The organism is Allokutzneria sp. A3M-2-11 16, assembly GCF_024213555.1.
GTDB lineage: Bacteria > Actinomycetota > Actinomycetes > Mycobacteriales > Pseudonocardiaceae > Allokutzneria.
In genome coordinates this window covers 181,213-198,248 of sequence record NZ_JANAVO010000006.1, presented here as the reverse complement: position 1 = coordinate 198,248, position 17,036 = coordinate 181,213, and the positions used below count along the sequence as shown (strand labels likewise).

The 17,036-nt window shown below is 71.6% G+C and carries 4 protein-coding genes; 1 reads left to right on the top strand and 3 read right to left on the bottom strand.

Going from position 1 to position 17,036, the window contains the following annotated elements:
• Positions 1-19: 19 nt before the first annotated feature.
• Positions 20-7,135, bottom strand: a complete 7,116-nt coding sequence (locus tag NLX83_RS28630) for a type I polyketide synthase (RefSeq protein WP_441296818.1) — start codon at positions 7,133-7,135, stop codon at positions 20-22.
• The gene (locus NLX83_RS28625) at positions 7,132-14,718 is read right to left on the bottom strand and encodes a type I polyketide synthase (protein WP_254238311.1); all 7,587 of its coding nucleotides are present in this window, start codon (positions 14,716-14,718) and stop codon (positions 7,132-7,134) included. The genes NLX83_RS28630 and NLX83_RS28625 overlap by 4 nt, the downstream gene beginning before the upstream one ends.
• Before the next feature lie 213 nt (positions 14,719-14,931).
• Here NLX83_RS28625 and NLX83_RS28620 point away from each other — a divergent pair, with 213 nt between their 5' ends.
• Entirely contained in the window at positions 14,932-15,807 is an 876-nt protein-coding gene (locus NLX83_RS28620) for a TIGR03621 family F420-dependent LLM class oxidoreductase (protein WP_254238310.1), read from the top strand.
• A gap of 49 nt (positions 15,808-15,856) precedes the next feature.
• On the opposite strand, the gene NLX83_RS28615 is transcribed toward NLX83_RS28620, so the two are convergent.
• Positions 15,857-17,032 (bottom strand): cytochrome P450, encoded by a 1,176-nt coding sequence (locus NLX83_RS28615; protein ID WP_254238309.1) that lies wholly within the window; start codon positions 17,030-17,032, stop codon positions 15,857-15,859.
• Positions 17,033-17,036 lie beyond the last annotated feature (4 nt).

Genomic DNA, 17,036 nt, shown 5'->3' with positions numbered 1-17,036 from the left:
TGGGTCGCTTCTCCTCAGATCAGGACTTGCCGAACTCGGTGTGGATGAGCCGGAAGAGGTCGTCCGCGCTGGCGTCGGCCAGGTCGTCGTCACCGCCGTCGAGCAGGGCCCGCAGTCGCCGGGAGACCTCCGCGCGCGTCGCCACGCCGGTCCCGGCCCACGCGGACTCCAGCTCCCCGACCGCGGTGAGCACCGGATCGCGGTCCGCCCCGGCGAGGCCGCGGAGGTGCTCGGCGAGCGCGGCGGGCGTCGGGTGGTCGAACGCGAGCGTGGTGGGCAGTGCCAGCCCGGTCGCCGCGGTGACCCGGTTGCGCAGCTCGACGGCGGTGAGCGAGTCGAAGCCCAGTTCCCGGAAGGGTTTGCCGGGTTCGATCGCGGCGACGGAGTCGTGCCCGAGCGCCGCGGCGGCGCTCTCACGGACCAGCTCCACCACGATCCGCTCGCGCTCCGCGGGGGGCGCTCCGGCCAGCCGCGTCGCGAGGTCCTGGCCGTGCGCCTCGGGCTGCCGCAGCGCGTCACGGGCCTCCGGCAGCGCGTCGAAGAACGTGCTCGGACGGGCAGCGGTGAACCCCGGGGCGAACCGTGCCCAGTCCACGTCGGCGACGACCACGGCGGTCTCGTCCAGGCTCAGCACGCGGCGCAGTGCGGCCGTCGCCCGCTCCGGCGCGAGTGGGCGAAGTCCACGGCGGCGCAGTTCCGCGCCGGTCTCTCCGTCTGCCATGCCTCCGCCGGCCCACGGGCCCCACGCGATCGACGTGGCCCGCAGGCCGCGTGCCCGCCTCCGCTCGGCCAGGTCGTCAAGCACGGCGTTCGCCGCCGCGTAGGCGCCTTGTCCGGCGCTGCCCCACGTCGCCGCGATCGACGAGAACAGCACGAACGCGTCCAGCTCACCGAACAGCTCGTCCAAGTGCCGTGCCCCGGTGACCTTCGCGCGCAGCACCTCGTCGTAGTCGCTGAAATCCGTCTGTGCGGCCAAAGCCTGCGGAGCACCCGCCGCGTGCACGACGGCCGTGACCGGGGAGTCGAGCCCGTTGACCACTGCTTCGAGCGCGTCCCGGTCGGTGACGTCACACGCGACGAAGGTGACCGGCACGGTCAGCTCGTCCGCCAGTTCCTCGGCTCCGGGGGCATCCGGTCCGCTCCGGCTGAGCAGGACGAGGTGCTCGGCACCGTGTTCGGCGAACATCTTCGCCACCGCCCGGCCGAGCGAGCCGGTGCCGCCGGTGATCAGCACGGTTCCGCGCGCCGACCACGGGTTCGCGGCGCCCACCGGTGCGCGTTCGAGCCGCCGGGCAAGCACCTCTCCTGAGCGCACCGCGAGTTCGCTCTCCCCGCTGGCCAGCGCCGCGCAGAGCTGTCCCGGCTCCCCCGCGAAGTCGATGACACCACCCCACGTGCGGGGATGCTCCAGGGCCAGCACCCGTCCGAGTCCCCGCACCTGTGCGTCGCCGGGAGTGGCGCACCACAACGGGAGTTCGGGACGCCGCTTGATCAGCGCAAGGGTCTCCTCCACCGGCAGCAGCGAGAGCACGTGGTCGGCGGGCTCGTGGTCGACCACCTCCGCGCCTCGCAGGCGCAGTGCGCTCCGCACCTCCTCCGTGCCCTCACCCAGGACCAGCCAGGAGCCGGTGAGCCGCGCGCCGGTCTCGGCAACGGGATGCCAGGCGACGCGGTAGAACAGATCATCCACAGTGGACACTGACGGCCAGAACCGACTGCGCTGGAACGCATAGGTCGGGAGGTCGACCGTGACGGCATCGCCGAACACCGCCGCCCAGTCCACCGCGACACCACGAACATGGGCGTGAGCCACCGCGACGGCGACCGACTCGGCCTCCTCGCGCCCCCGGCGGATGGCCGGGATCACCGTGGCCGTCGGCACGCAGTCCTGCGCGAGGGTGGACAGCACCGCGTCGGGTCCGACCTCCACGCACGTGGTGACGCCGAGCTCGTCCAGCTCCAGCATCCCGTCGTGGAACCGCACGGCTTCCCGCGCGTGCCGCGCCCAGTACTCCGGCGTCGTGACATCCCCGTCCGTGATGATCGGAATCGCCGGGCTCCGGTACTCGACCTCCTTCGCCACGACCAGAAGCCCTTCCAGCACCGGGTCCATGTGCGCGGAGTGGAATGCGTGGCTCGTCCGCAACCGCTTGTGCTTCCACCGCTTGGCGATCTCCAACACCTCGTCGGCGTCACCGGAGATCACCGTCGACAGTGGACCGTTCACCGCCGCGATGCTCGCACCGCCCAGGTGCTCGCGAACCTCCTCCTCGGAGGCATGGACCGCGACCATCACGCCCACAGCCGGGAGCTGCTGCATCATCCGGCCACGCGCCTCCACCAGGCGACACGCGTCATCCAACGAGAACACCCCGGCCACGTGCGCCGCCGCCAGCTCACCGATCGAATGTCCCAGGAGGAAGTCCGGCCGCACACCCCAGCTCTCCAGCAACCGGTACAACGCGACCTCGAACGCGAACAGCGCGGTCTGCGTGAAAGCGGTCTGGTCCAGCCGCTCCGCGTCATCGAAGACGACATCGCGAACCGGCAGCTCGAACCGGGCGCACACCTCATCGAACGCCTCGGCGAACACCGGGTACTCCGCGTGCAGCGTCCGCCCCATTCCCACCCGCTGCGCCCCCTGCCCGGAGAACAGGAACGCGATCCGCCCCGCGTCCGGGGAACCCGTCACCACGTTCGGCGAGGGACTGCCATCGGCCAGAGAATCCAAAGTGGACAGATATTCCGCCCGGGTCGTCGCGACGACCGCCGCACGGTGATCGAACTGTTCGCGGGTGGTGGCCAGGGACAACCCGACGTCGGCCGGTGCCGCGTCCACGAACTCGCGCAACCGTCGTGCCTGTGCCCGCAATGCCTTGTCCGACTTGGCACTCAGCACCCAGGGCAACGGCCGGTTCGCACTCGCTTCGCGCGTGCTGACTTCGCCTTCGGGAGCCTGCTCGATGACGACGTGGGCGTTGGTCCCGCTCATCCCGAAGGACGACACCGCCGCCCGGCGCGGACGGCCGCTCTCCGGCCAGGGGGTCTCCTCCGTGAGCAGCGCGACCGACCCGGCCGACCAGTCCACGTGCGGTGTCGGCTCGTCGAGGTGGAGGCTGCGCGGCAGGACGCCGTGCCGCATCGCCTCCACCATCTTGATCACGCCACCGATGCCCGCGGCGGCCTGGGCGTGCCCGATGTTGGACTTGAACGACCCGAGCAGCAGTGGCTGTTCGCGGTCCTGGCCGTAGGTCGCGAGGATCGCCTGCGCCTCCAGCGGATCGCCCAGCTCCGTCCCGGTACCGTGCGCCTCGACGGCGTCCACATCGGACGGACCGAGTCCGGCGTTGCGGATTGCCGCGCGAATGACCCGCTGCTGGGACGGACCGTTGGGGGCGGTCAAGCCGTTGGAGGCGCCGTCGGAGTTGATCGCCGACCCGCGCACGACCGCCAGGACGCGGTGCCCGTTGCGCCGCGCCTCGGACAACCGTTCGACCAGCAGCACTCCGATGCCCTCTGCCCACACCGTGCCGTCTGCCGACGCGGCGAAGGACCGGCAGCGCGCGCCCGCCGACAGGCCCCGCTGACGGCTGAACTCGACGAAACCGCCCGGTGTCGACATCACCGTGACACCGCCGACCAGCGCCATCGAGCACTCGCCCTGCCGCAGCGACTGACCGGCCAGGTGCAGCGCGACCAACGACGACGAGCACGCGGTGTCGACCGTGACGGCGGGCCCCTCCAAGCCGAAGGCGTAGGCGACGCGGCCCGCGAGGACACTGGCCGCGTTGCCGGTGAGCAGGTGCCCTTCGAGCTCCCCCGTCGCCGCCCCCAGTACCGAGGTGTAGTCCTGCCCGGCGGTCCCGGCGAAGACTCCGATGCGACCGCCGCGGGCACGGGCCGGGGTGATCCCGGCGCGCTCGAACGCCTCCCACGCGACTTCGAGCAGCAGCCGCTGCTGCGGGTCCATGGCGAGCGCTTCCCGGGGGCTGATCCCGAAGAAGCCCGCGTCGAAGTCGGTGGCGCCGCGAAGGAACCCGCCTTCACGCACATAGGTCGTGCCCACGCGCTCGGGGTCGGGGTCGTAGAGCCGTTCGAGGTCCCAGCCGCGGTCGGCCGGGAAAGGAGAGATCACGTCGCGGCCTTCGGCGACCACGCGCCACAGGTCCTCCGGCGACTCGATCCCGCCGGGGAACCGGCACGCCATGCCGATGATCGCCAGGGGTTCGTCGGTGGCGCCCCCGGGCCCTGCCCACTCCCCGGGGGCGGAGCCGCCGAGGTGACGGGCGAGGGCGGCCGGGGTCGGGTAGTCGAAGACGATCGTGGCGGGCAGCCGCAGCGAGGTGGCGGCGGCGATCCGGTTCCGCAGCTCCACGGCCGTCATCGAGTCGAACCCGAGGTCCTTGAACGACTGCTCCGCGCCCACGCTCGCTGACGAGGTGTGGCCCAGCACGGCGGCGGCGTGCGCCCGCACCAGTTCCAGAGCGTCCCGTTCGGTTCCCGCGTTCGCGGTGGGCTCGGTGGGCTCGGCGACCTCGACGCTGCGGACCAGGCCGACCTCCGCGTCGAGCCAGTACCGCTGCCGCTGGAACGCGTAGGTCGGCAGGTCGACGAGGCGGGCCGTGGTGAAGAACGCGTCCCAGTCGATCGCCACACCACGGACGTGCAGGTGGGCGAGCGCGGTCGTCACCGCCACCACCTCGGGCCGGTCCTTGCGCAGCAACGGAATGACCACCTCGTCCACAGTGGACAAAGTGGCGCCGGGGCCGACTTCGAGGTAGGTGCGCACGCCTTCCTCGGCCAACCGCCGCATGCCGTCGTGGAACCGCACGGCGTCCCGGACGTGCCGCACCCAGTACTCCGGTGTCGTCACGTCCCCGTCCGCGATCACCGGGATGTGCGGTTCCCGGTAGTCGATCGTCCGTGCCACAGCGTGAAAGTCGTCCAGCATCGGATCCATGTGCGCCGAGTGGAACGCGTGACTGGTCCGCAACCGCTTGTGCTTCCACCGCTTCGCGATCTCCAGGACCCCGGCCTCGTCACCGGAGACCACCGTCGACCGCGGACCGTTCACCGCCGCGATGTCGAAGCCGCCGAGGTGTTCCCGGACCTCCTCTTCGGACGCTTCGACCGCCACCATCACGCCGCCGGTCGGCAACGCCTGCATCAACCGGCCACGCGCCTCGACCAGGCGGCACGCGTCGTCGAGGGAGAACACGCCCGCCACGTGCGCGGCGGCCAGCTGGCCGATGGAGTGGCCGAGGAGGTGGTCCGGCCGCACACCCCAGCTCTCGACAAGGCGGAACAGGGCGACCTCGAACGCGAACAACCCGGTCTGCGTGAACTCGGTCTGGTTCAAGCGCTCATCGCCGAACACGACCTCGCGCACCGGCAACTCGAACTTGGCGCACACCGCGTCGAACGCTTCGGCGAACACCGGATACGTGTCGTACAACGAGCGACCCATGCCGACCCGCTGAGAACCCTGACCGGCGAAGAGAAATGCCAGCTCGCCGGGTACTACGGACCCTTCGACCACGTGCGGCGCGGGCAGCCCGGCGGCGAGCGCGGCGAGTCCTTCGGCGTGGTCGCCGACGATCACCGCGCGGTGCTCCAGACCGGAGCGACGGGTGAGCGAATACCCGATCCCCGCCGGATCACCGTCCACTTCGGACAACGCGGAAGCTTGCGCGCGCAACGCCTCCGGGGTCTTCGCGGAGAGCACCCAGGGAACGATCGCGATGTCGGTGGTCTCCGCGACCGGCTCAGCAGCGGGAGCCTCCTCAATGATCACGTGCGCGTTGGTCCCACTGATGCCGAACGACGACACGGCGGCCCGGCGCACCTCACGATCCCAGGGCACCGCCTCGGTCAGCAGCCGGACCTCACCAGCTGACCAGTCCACGTGCGGCGAGGGCTCGTCGACGTGCAAGGTCTTCGGGAGCACGCCGTGCCGCATCGCCTCGATCATCTTGATCACACCACCCACGCCCGCAGCCGCCTGGGCGTGACCGATGTTCGACTTCAACGAGCCCAGCCACAACGGCCGATCACGATCCTGGCCGTAAGCCGCGATCAACGCATGCGCCTCGATCGGATCGCCGAGTGTCGTCCCGGTGCCGTGCGCCTCCACAACGTCCACATCGGACGGTCGCAGTTCGGCGTCGGCGAGCGCGGCCATGACGACCCGCTGCTGAGCAGGCCCGTTCGGTGCGGTGAGGCCGTTCGAGGCGCCGTCTGAGTTCACCGCCGTCCCGCGCACCACGCCGAGGATTCGGCGACCGTTGCGCTGCGCGTCGGAAAGCCGCTCCAGCAACACCATTCCCGCGCCTTCGGCCCAGCCGGTCCCGTCCGCGCCAGCCGCGAAAGCCCGGCAACGACCGTCCGGGGACAACGCGCGCTGGCGGCTGAACTCCACGAAGTTGGTGGGCGTCGCCATCACCGCCACACCCCCGGCCAACGCGAGCGAACTCTCCCCGCGCCGCAGCGACTGGCAGGCCAGGTGCAGCGCGACCAGCGACGACGAGCACGCGGTGTCGACCGTGACGGCGGGCCCCTCCAGACCGAAGGTGTAGGCGATCCGGCCGGAGGCCACGCTGCCCGCGCTGCCGTTGCCGAGATACCCCTCGAAACCCTCGGGGATCTCCCGCAGCCGCGTCGCGTAGTCGTTGTACATCACACCCGCGAACACGCCGGTCCTGCTGCCGCGCAACGACTCCGCCGGAATCCCGGCGCGCTCGAACGCCTCCCAGGAGATCTCCAGCAACAGCCGCTGCTGCGGGTCGATCGCCAGCGCCTCCCGGGGGCTGATCCCGAACAGCCCCGCGTCGAAGTCCGCGGCGTCGTGCAGGAACCCGCCCTCGCGGACGTAGCACGTGCCCGGACGGTCCGGGTCGGCGTCGTAGAGGGCGTCCAGGTCCCAGCCCCGGTCGGCCGGGAACTCCGACACCGCGTCGACCTCGCCCGCCACCAGCTCCCACAGCCGCTCCGGCGAGGACGCACCGCCGGGGTACCGGCAGCCGACGCCGATGATCGCGATCGGCTCACGCGTCCCGCGCAGGCGACGGTTGGCCTTCTTCAAGTCGGCGGTGACCCGCTTGAGATATTCGCGCAGCTTCTCTTCGGTGTTCATCACACACCCAGCTCGTTCTCGATCAACGCGAACATCTCCTCATCGGTGGCCGTGTCCAGCTCGTCGGCGTCCTCGACGTCCCAGAGCCGCGCGAGCGCCCGCAGCCGCGCCGCGATCCCCGCTCGCTCCCGCTCGTCCCCGGACGGCACCTCCAGCTCCGCGAGCGCGATCTCGGCGGCGGAGCGCACCGGGCCGAGCGCGGTGAGCACGTGCCGGGCCAGCCGCGCGGGCGTGGGGTGGTCGAAGACCAGCGTGGCGGTCAACCGGGCCCCCACCGCGGCGGCCAGCCGGTTCCGCAGGTCCAGCGCCGTCAGCGAGTCGAAGCCCAGCTCCTTGAACGCCCGGTCCGGGTCGACCACGGCGGGGTCGGCGTGGCCGAGCACGGCCGCGGTCTGCGCCCGCACCAGCTCCAGCACGGCCTTCTCCCGTTCCCTCTCCGACATCCCGGTCAGCCGCTGCCCCAACGGTTCCACCCGCCGTGGCGCGGTTGGCGCGACCCGCTTCGCCAGGTCGAGGTTGGCGGGAACCACGACGGGCAGCCCCGACGCGAGGGCGAGGTCGAACAAGCGCAGCCCGTCCCGCTCGCTCAACGGGAACACCCCGGTCCGCGCGAGCCGCCGCAGGTCCGCGTCGGCGAGGTGCCCGGTCATCCCGCTTGGCCGGTCCCACAACCCCCACGCCAGGGACAGCGCGGGCAGACCGGCCTCGTGACGGTGCTGGGCGAGCGCGTCGAGGTAGGCGTTCGCCGCCGCGTAGTTGCCCTGTCCCGCCCCACCCAGCACGCCGATCACGGAGGAGAACATCACGAACGCGGCCAGTTCGCGGTCCTTGGTCAGCTCGTGCAGGTTCCACGCGGCGTCGACTTTGGGGCGCAGGACCGCATCGATCCGCTCCGGGGTCATCTCGCTGATCAGCCCGTCGTCGAGCACCCCGGCCGCGTGGATCACCACGTCCAGCTCCGGCAAGCCCGCCAGCAGCTCGGCGACGGCGGCTCGGTCGGCGGTGTCGCACGCGATGATGTCCACAGTGGACCCGAGCTCGGCGCGCAGCTCTCGCGCGCCGGGGGCGTCCATGCCGCGGCGGCTGGTCAGCACGACGCGTTCGACATCGTGTTCCCGCACGAGGTGGCGGGCGAAGAGGCTGCCGAGCGCTCCGGTGCCGCCGGTGATCAGCGCGGTCCCCGTCAGCCGGACCGGTGTGCTTTCCCGCTGCGGCAAGGCGGTCAGGCGAGGGACGAGTGCCCGCCCTTCACGGAGCGCGACCTGCGGTGCCGCGGAGGCGATCACGCGCGGGAGCGCGGCCAGCGAAGCATCCGTGTCGTCGCTGTCCACCAGGATCACCCGCCCGTGCCGCTCCGACTGCGCGGACCGGACGAGCCCCCACACAGCGGCGCCCGCCAGATCGGTGGCGCCCTCACCGACCGCCCGGCTCGTCATGATCACTGCGTCGGTTCCCTCGTGCAGCAGGGAAAGCACGCTGTGCAGGCGCTCACTGACGCCACCCGCGGTGACCATGAGCGGGATCTCCGGGTCGGCCGTCGCCTCCGGCAGTTCCAGTGGCTCCCACGCGATGACGCTGAGCGAACCGCGCCCGGTCGGCGTCATCGGGCGCATTGACAGCGACCGCACGGTGACCACGGGTTCTCCCCGGTCGTCGGTCACCAGCATCCCGCCGGCCGAAAGCCTCGCCCGCAGGCGCTGCGCGCTGGTGGACCGCACCGTGCAGCCGGTCCACGAGAAGGGCAGCCGCGCTTCGTCAGCCGTCAGCAGGCCGGGGTGCAGCGCCGCGTCGAGCCGCGCCGCGAACCCGGCCTCACCCGCGATCTCGATCTCCGCGTAGACGTCCTCGCCACTGCGCCAGGCCGCCCGCACGCCCTGGAACGCGGGCCCGTAGTGGTGCCCGATCCCGGCCAGCCGGTCGTACAGCTCCGCCGGGTCGATCACCTCGGCGTTCGTCGGTGGCCACGCCAGCGCCTCGGCGGGCTCCCCTGCTTCGGCGAGCACTCCGCGTGCGTGGCACGTCCACTCCCGGCCGCTCTGTCGCGAGTGGACAGTCACGCGGTGCTCGGCGTCCACGACGAGCTGGAGCTCCACCTCACCGTCGAGCACGAGCGGTGCTTCCAGGACCAGCTCTTCGACCGAGCCGCAGCCGATCTGCGCACCGGCGTAGGCGGTCAGCTCCAGGAACGCCGTCCCGGGCAACAGGACTGCGCCGAACACGCGGTGATCACCGAGCCAGGGGTGGCGCTCGACGCTGATGCGTCCACTGAGGACTATTCCGCCTCCGGCGAGCGCCGTCTCCGACTCCAGCAACGGATGCCCGGAGCTTCCACCGACAGCGGCGGTGAGCCAGTACCGCTGCCGCTGGAACGGATAGGTGGGCAGGTCGACGAGGCGCCCACCCCCGACCGCAGGAGCCCAGTCGACGCTCACACCGTGTGCGTGGGCCTCGCCCACCGACAGCAGGAACCGCTGGAGGCCGCCGTCATCCCGGCGCAGCGAGCCGATCGCGACCGCGTCGGCCTCCTGCATGCCCATGAGCAGCACGGGATGCGGGCTGACCTCGACGAAGACATCGACGCCGTCGGCCCGCAGCCGCTCGACGGCATCGGCGAAGCGCACAGTCTGGCGGAGGTTGCGGTACCAGTACCCGGAATCGACGGGTTCGTCGAGCCACTCCCCCGTCACCGTGGAGAAGAAGGGGATCTCCGGCTGCCTCGGCTCGATCGGTGCGAGGACGTCACGAAGCCGCTCCTCGATGTCCTCGACGTGGTGGGAGTGCGATGCGTAGTCCACCGGAATCCGCCGGGCCCGGATCTCCCGCGCCGCGCACGTGTCCATCAGCCGGTCCAAGCCGTCCGCGTCCCCGGAGACCACCACCGAGCCGGGCCCGTTCACCGCCGCGACACCGATGCCCTCGGTCAGCAGGTCGTCGACATCGGCGGTCGCCACGGACACCATGCCACCCCGGCCGGACAACGCCAGCAGCTCACGGCTGCGCAGGGCGACGACCCTCGCCGCGTCGGCCAACGACAGCGCACCCGAAACGGCCGCGGCGGCGATCTCGCCCTGCGAATGCCCGATGACCGCCTCCGGCTCGACCCCGTACGACCGCCACAGCGCCGCCAGGGACACCATGACCGCCCACAAGACCGGCTGGACGACATCGACGCGATCGAGCGGCCCGTTCAGCTCCGCGAAGAGATCCCACTCCACGTGCGGCGCCAGGGCAGCCGCGCAGTCCGCCATCGACGCCGCGAAGACCTCGTGCTCCAGAAGGCCCTGAGCCATCCCGGTCCACTGCGAGCCCTGGCCGGGGAACACGAAAACGACCCGCCCGCCCGAGGCGGTGCCAGTCACGACGTTCGCGGCGCTCTCTCCGCGCGCGAGGGCCGCCAGCCCGGCCAGGTGGTCACCGACGATCACCGCTCGGCGCGGTAGCGGCGACCGCGCGGCCAGCGTGAAAGCCACGTCTTCGGGCTTCGCCGTCACGGTTTCCAGTCGTGCGGCCACCTCGCGCAGCGCGACCTCGGACCTCGCGGTGACCACCCACGGCGTCGGTCCCGGTGTCGGCGTCCTGCCGGGCGCCTCCGGCGCCTGCTCAAGGATCACGTGCGCGTTGGTCCCACTGATACCGAACGACGAGACGGCGGCTCGGCGCACGTCCGTGGTCCACGGCACGGGTTCGGCGAGCAGGCGGACCTCGCCCGTCGTCCAGTCCACGTGCGGCGACGGCTCGTCGACGTGCAAAGTCTTCGGGAGCACGCCGTGCCGCATCGCCTCAATCATCTTGATCACGCCACCCACACCGGCGGCGGCCTGAGAATGACCGATGTTCGACTTCAACGAGCCCAGCCACAACGGCCGGTCACGATCCTGGCCGTAAGCCGCGATCAACGCGTTCGCCTCGATCGGATCGCCGAGCCGGGTCCCGGTGCCGTGCGCCTCCACAACGTCCACATCGGACGGACGGAGACCGGCATTGGCCAGTGCCTGGCGGATCACGCGTTGCTGTGACGTGCCGTTCGGCGCGGTCAAGCCGTTCGACGCGCCGTCGGAGTTGATCGCCGAGCCCCGGATCACCGCAAGGACCTCGTGGCCGTTGCGCCGCGCGTCGGAGAGCCGTTCGAGCAGCACCAGGCCGACGCCCTCCGCCCACCCGGTCCCGTCCGCGCTCGCGGAGAACGCCTTGCACCGGCCGTCCGGCGACAGCCCGCCCTGACGGGCGAACTCGACGAACATCCCCGGTGTCGCCAGCACGGCCGCGCCACCGGCGAGCGCCAGTGAGCACTCCCCCGCGCGCAGTGCCTGGCTCGCGGAGTGCACCGCCACCAGCGAGGACGAGCACGCGGTGTCGACGGTGAGCGCAGGGCCCTCGAAGCCGTAGGTGTAGGCGAGCCGCCCGGACGCGACGCTCGGCGTGGTGCCGGTCAACAGGTATCCGCCGGACTCCTGTCCCGGTTCGTGCAGCCGGGGTCCGTAGTCCTGGGCGGTCACCCCGACGAACACCCCGGCGCGGCTGCCGCGGAGCGCGTGCGGGTCGATCCCCGCGCGCTCGAACGCCTCCCACGAAGTCTCCAGCAGCGCACGCTGCTGGGGGTCCATGGCCAGGGCTTCGCGCGGCGAGATCCCGAAGAACTCGGCGTCGAACTCCGTTGCGGTGTCGAGGAATCCGCCCGCCTTGACGGGAACGTCCTCGACCGTCCACCCCCGGTCGGTCGGAAACGACGTGATCGCGTCCCGCTCGTCGGCCACCAGTCGCCACAGCTGCTCCGGCGAAGTGACACCGCCGGGGAACCGGCACGCCATGCCGACCACGGCGATCGGCTCGTCGTGGTGGGCGGCCGCGACGATCTCCTCAGCGGCGCTGTCGTCGAGGAGGTACCGGGCGAGCCGGACCGGGGTCGGGTGGTCGAAGAGCAGGCTGCTGGGCAGTGCGCGCCCCGTCGCGGCGGCGAGCGCGTCCCGCAGCTCCACCGCGGTGAGCGAGTCGAAACCGAGGTCGGAGAAATTGGTGTCCGCGTCGACGGCCTCCGGTCCCTCGTACCCGAGCACGGCCGCGACGTGGGCGCGGACGAGGTTCAGCGTGTCTCGGCTGTTCACCTGCGGTGGGATTTCCGGCGCGGTGGACTCGCCGAGCCAGTGGCGGCGCCGTTGGAACGGGTAGGTCGGCAGGTCGACCCGCCTGCCACCGCCGAGAACTCCGGCCCAGTCCACGGCAACCCCACGCACGTACGCGGTGCCGAGGGCGAGCAGCACGGATTCGACCTCGTCCCGGTCCCGCCGCAGCAGCGGTACCGCCGCGCGGCCGACGAGGGACGAGAGCCCGCCGGGTCCGATCTCCAGGAAAGTGGCCGCCCCGCGCCGGATCAGTTCGGTGACGCCGTCGTGGAAGCGCACCGCGTCGCGCACGTGCCGCACCCAGTGTTCGGGTGTGGCAGGGTCTCCCTCGGTGATGATCGGGATGGAGGGCTTGAGGTAGCGGATTTCCCTTGCCACTGAGCGGAAATCCGCCAGCATCGGGTCCATGTGCGCGGAGTGGAACGCGTGGCTGACCCGCAGTCGCTTGTGCTTCCACCGCTTCGCGATCTCCAGGACCTCGGCCTCGTCGCCGGAGATCACCGTCGACAGCGGACCGTTGACCGCTGCGATGCTCGCGGTGCCGAGGTGCTGGCGAACGTCCACTTCGGACGCTTCGACGGCGACCATCGCGCCGCCCTCGGGCAGCGCCTGCATCAACCGACCACGCGCCTCCACCAGGCGGCACGCGTCCGCCAAGGAGAACACCCCGGCCACGTGCGCTGCGGCCAGCTCGCCGATCGAATGCCCGAGCAGGTGGTCCGGGCGCACACCCCAACTCTCCAGGAGGCGGAACAGCGCGACCTCGATTGCGAACAACGCGGCCTGGGTGAACTCCGTCCGGTGCAGGCGGTCCTCGTCCTGGATGGCCTCGCGCACGGGAAGCGTGAAGCCGTCGCACACCGCGTCGAACGCCTCGGCGAAGGCCGGGAAGGTCTGGTACAGCGCGCGCCCCATCCCCACGCGCTGCGAACCTTGGCCGGAGAACAAGAACGCCAGCCCACCGTCAACCGGACTGCCCGTCACGAGCGAGGGGCTCGGTCGCTCCTGCGCGAGTGCACTGAGGCCGTCCGCGCCCAGGACGACCGCTCGCTGCTCCAGTGACGACCGCAGCGTCAGGGAGTACCCGATGTCCCCCGGCTCGGCATCCACTGTGGACAGTCGAGCCGCCTGGTCTCGCAGCGCTTCACGGCTTCGCGCCGACAGCACCCAGGGCACGACGGGAACCGTCGCGGCGGGCCGCTCGGGGGTGCGCGGAGCTTCGGCGAGCACGACGTGGCAGCTCGCCCCGCCCATGCCGAACGAGGAGACCCCGGCGATCAGGGGACGGTCCGGCTCCGGCCACGGCAGGCGCTCGACGGCGACCCGCAGGTTCAGCTCGTCCAGCGCGATGCCGGGGTTGGCGGCGCGGAAGTTCAGGCTCGGCGGGATCTCCCGGCCGGACACCGCCAGCGCCGCCTTGATCAGCCCGACGATCCCGGCTCCACCCTCCAGGTGACCCACGTTGGTCTTGGCCGATCCCACGAGCACCGGTCGCCGCGCGGCACTGCCGACGACGGCGCCGAGCGCGGCGGCTTCGACGGGATCACCGACCCGGGTCCCGGTTCCGTGCAGCTCCACGTACTGGACCGCACCCGGGTCCACGCCGGCCGCGGCGTAGGCGGCCCGCAACACCCGCGCCTGCGCGGCCGCGTCGGGCACCGTCAGCGTGGCACCGGTACCCGCGCCCAACGCGCTGCCGCGGATCACGGAGTGCACGCGGTCGCCGTCCGCCAGGGCGCGCCCCAACGGCTTGAGCACCACGATCCCGCCGCCTTCGCCGCGCACGTAGCCGTTCGCGCGTTCGTCGAAGGTGTAGCAGCGCCCGTCTGGGGACAGCGCTCCGAAGCGCTCCGCGGCGATCGCGCTCTCGGGGACCAGGTTCAGGTTGACACCGCCCGCGATCGCGATCTCCGACTCACCGCGGCGCAGGCTCTCGCAGGCGAGGTGCACGGCCGCCAGCGACGAGGACTGCCCCGTGTCCACCACCACGCTCGGGCCGGTGAGGCCGAGCACGTGGGAGACGCGGTTGGCCACCACGGCGCGGCTCGATCCGGTCAGCGTGTGTTCCGCCGGAATGCGCCGCAGTTTCGCGTAATCGTCCGAGCTGAGCCCGAGGTGCACACCGGCGCGCGCGCCACCGAGCTTTTCGGCGGCAATTCCGGCGTCTTCCAGGGATTCCCAGGACAACTCCAGCACGAGCCGCTGCTGCGGATCCATCTCCGCGGCTTCCCGGGGCGCGATCCGAAAGAACGCGGCATCGAAGAGTTCGACGTCGTCGAGAAAAGCGCCGAATCGCGCGGGCCCGTCGGGGCGGATGTCCCACCGCCGCCGCGGTACCTCGCCGACCGCGTGCCGCCCGTCCGCGAGCATGCGCGCGAACTCGGCCGTTCCCGCAGCTCCCGGCAGGCGGCAGGCCATGCCGACGATCGCGATGCCCTCGTTGCTGGACTGGGTGTGCTGCGGCACGCTCGACGCCTTTCCGCCGGGGACCCGGCGGGTGCTGGGAGCCGTCGAATGGCCGCCGCCGGTTTTCGTCGACCATGCGAAAGTTAGGCACCGTGATCTACGCGGCCAACCCCTAGCGCACCCTTAGCCGCCCCTAGTCACCGCGCGCGCGGTTCCTTGTCGCGTTTCCGTGCGGCAGTCTGGAATTCTCACTGGCACTGGAGGTAGGTAGGCATGGGTGATTTCCGGTTCGGCGTCGTGATGCACGCCGTCGGCGGACGGGCGGAATGGGCGGAGAAATGCCGCGAGGCGGAGCGCCTGGGGTACGACGTGATCCTGGTGCCGGACCACCTGGGCTTCCCGGCGCCGTTCTCGGCGATGACCGCGGCCGCGCAGGCGACCGAGCGCCCCGCGGTGGGCTCGTTCGTGCTCAACACCTCGTTCTGGAACCCCACGCTGCTGGCCCGCGAGGCGGCGACCACCGACCAGCTCACCGGCGGCAGGCTGGAGCTCGGCCTGGGCGCGGGGCACCGCAAGGACGAGTTCGAGGCGACCGGGGTCCCGTGGCGCCCCCTCGCCGAGCGCATCGAGTTCCTGGAGCACACCCTCGGCGAGCTGTCCCGCCTCTTCGCGGAGGGCAAGCCGGAGCCCGTCCGCCCCTCCGGCCCGCCGCTGCTGCTGGGCGGCAACAGCGACCGCGTGCTGAAGCTGGCGGCGGAGCACGCCGACATCGTCGGGTTCTCCGCGCTCGCCAAGGCATCCACACCGCAGGGCTTCCGCATCATCGACGCGGAGAGCATGGACGGGCGCGTGGCGTACCTGCGCTCCGCCGCGGGTGACCGCTTCTCCGCGCTGGAGCTGAACATCCTCGTCCGCGACGTGATCATCACCGACGACCGCGACGCCGCCGTGGGCCGCTGGCTGGAACAGGCCCCGTACCTGGACGCCGACGGCTTCCTGGCCGCCCCCGCCGTCCTGGTCGGCACCGTCGACGAGATCGCCGAACAGGCCCGGCAGTGGCGCAAGCGGTTCGGCTTCTCCTACTTCGCGGTGCACGAACCGTGGATGGCCACCTTCGCACCGATCATCGCCGCCCTCGCGGGCGAGTAGGCGGACACGAAGAGGGCCGGCACCCCACACGGGTGCCGGCCCTCGAACATCACCAGGTCACGGGCAGGGAATAGACACCCTGCATGTCCGCGGCCTCCCGAACCGCCAACTCCTCCAGCGCAACGGCCAGCCGCAACGTGGGCACCCGCGAGAACAACACCCGCAGGGTCACCTCCAGCTCCAGCCGGGCCAAGCCCTGCGCCAGGCAGTTGTGCGGTCCCATGCCGAACGCGAAGTGCTGCCCGCCCGTCCGCCGGATGTCGAAGCGGTCCGGATCGGGGTACACGGAAGGGTCCCGGGCCAGCAGCGCGTACGGCATGATCACGCCGTCGCCCGCCTTGATCGTCTCGCCGTGCAGCTCGATGTCCTCGGTCGCCACGCGCAGGCCCGCCATATCGGCGATGGTCAGGTACCGCAACAACTCCTCGACCGCGCCGGGCACCAGCGACGGGTCCGCGCGCATCGCCTCCAGCTGGTCGGGGTGCTCCAGCAGCGTCGCCGCGCCGAGCGCGATCATCTGCGCCGTGGTCCCCTGCCCGGTCACCAGCAGCTGCACCGCCATGCGGACCAGGTCGCCGCGGCTGAGCGTGCCCTCGTCCGCGGCGAGGCGGTCGAGCAGCCAGGTCCCCTCGTCGTCCTCGCGCGAGGCGACCAGGTCGTCGAGGTAGCTCACCAGCTCACCGAGCGCACGCTCGGAGTCCTCCTGGGTCACCGCCCGCAGCAGCGCCGCGCTGCGCCGGGTGAACAGCTCCTGGTCCTCCAAGGGCACGCCGAGCAGGTGGAAGATCACCATGCCGGACAGCTCGGCCGCGAAGTCCTGCACCAGGTCGACCGGCTTCTCCTTCTCCAGCAACCGGTCCACGCACTCGTCGACGATGCGCTCCACATCGGGGCGCATGGCCCTGGTGCGCTTCATCGTGAAGTCGGGGATCAGCATCCGCCGGTACATCTGGTGCTCGGCGCCGTCCATGGTCACCAGCGTGCGGAACCCGCGCGCCTCCAGCAGCCGCGGCGTGACGATCGGGAAACCGTCCGCGCTGCGTTCGGAGGACATCCGCGGGTCCGTCAGCAGGCGGCGGGCGTCGGCGTTGCGGGTCACCAGCCACGCGGTCGCCCCGTCGTAGAGCTCGGCGCGGACCAGCGGCGGGCCCTCGCTCAGCGCCTTGTAGCCCTCGGGCGGCTGGTAGGGGCAGGTGCGCGCTTCCGGGAAGGCGAAGGTCGTCATGATC

Coding starts and splice junctions, on each gene's coding strand:
- NLX83_RS28615 (WP_254238309.1), bottom strand. CDS start 17,032: ATGACGACCTTCGCCTTCCCGGAAGCGCGCACCTGCCCCTACCAGCCG.
- NLX83_RS28620 (WP_254238310.1), top strand. CDS start 14,932: ATGGGTGATTTCCGGTTCGGCGTCGTGATGCACGCCGTCGGCGGACGG.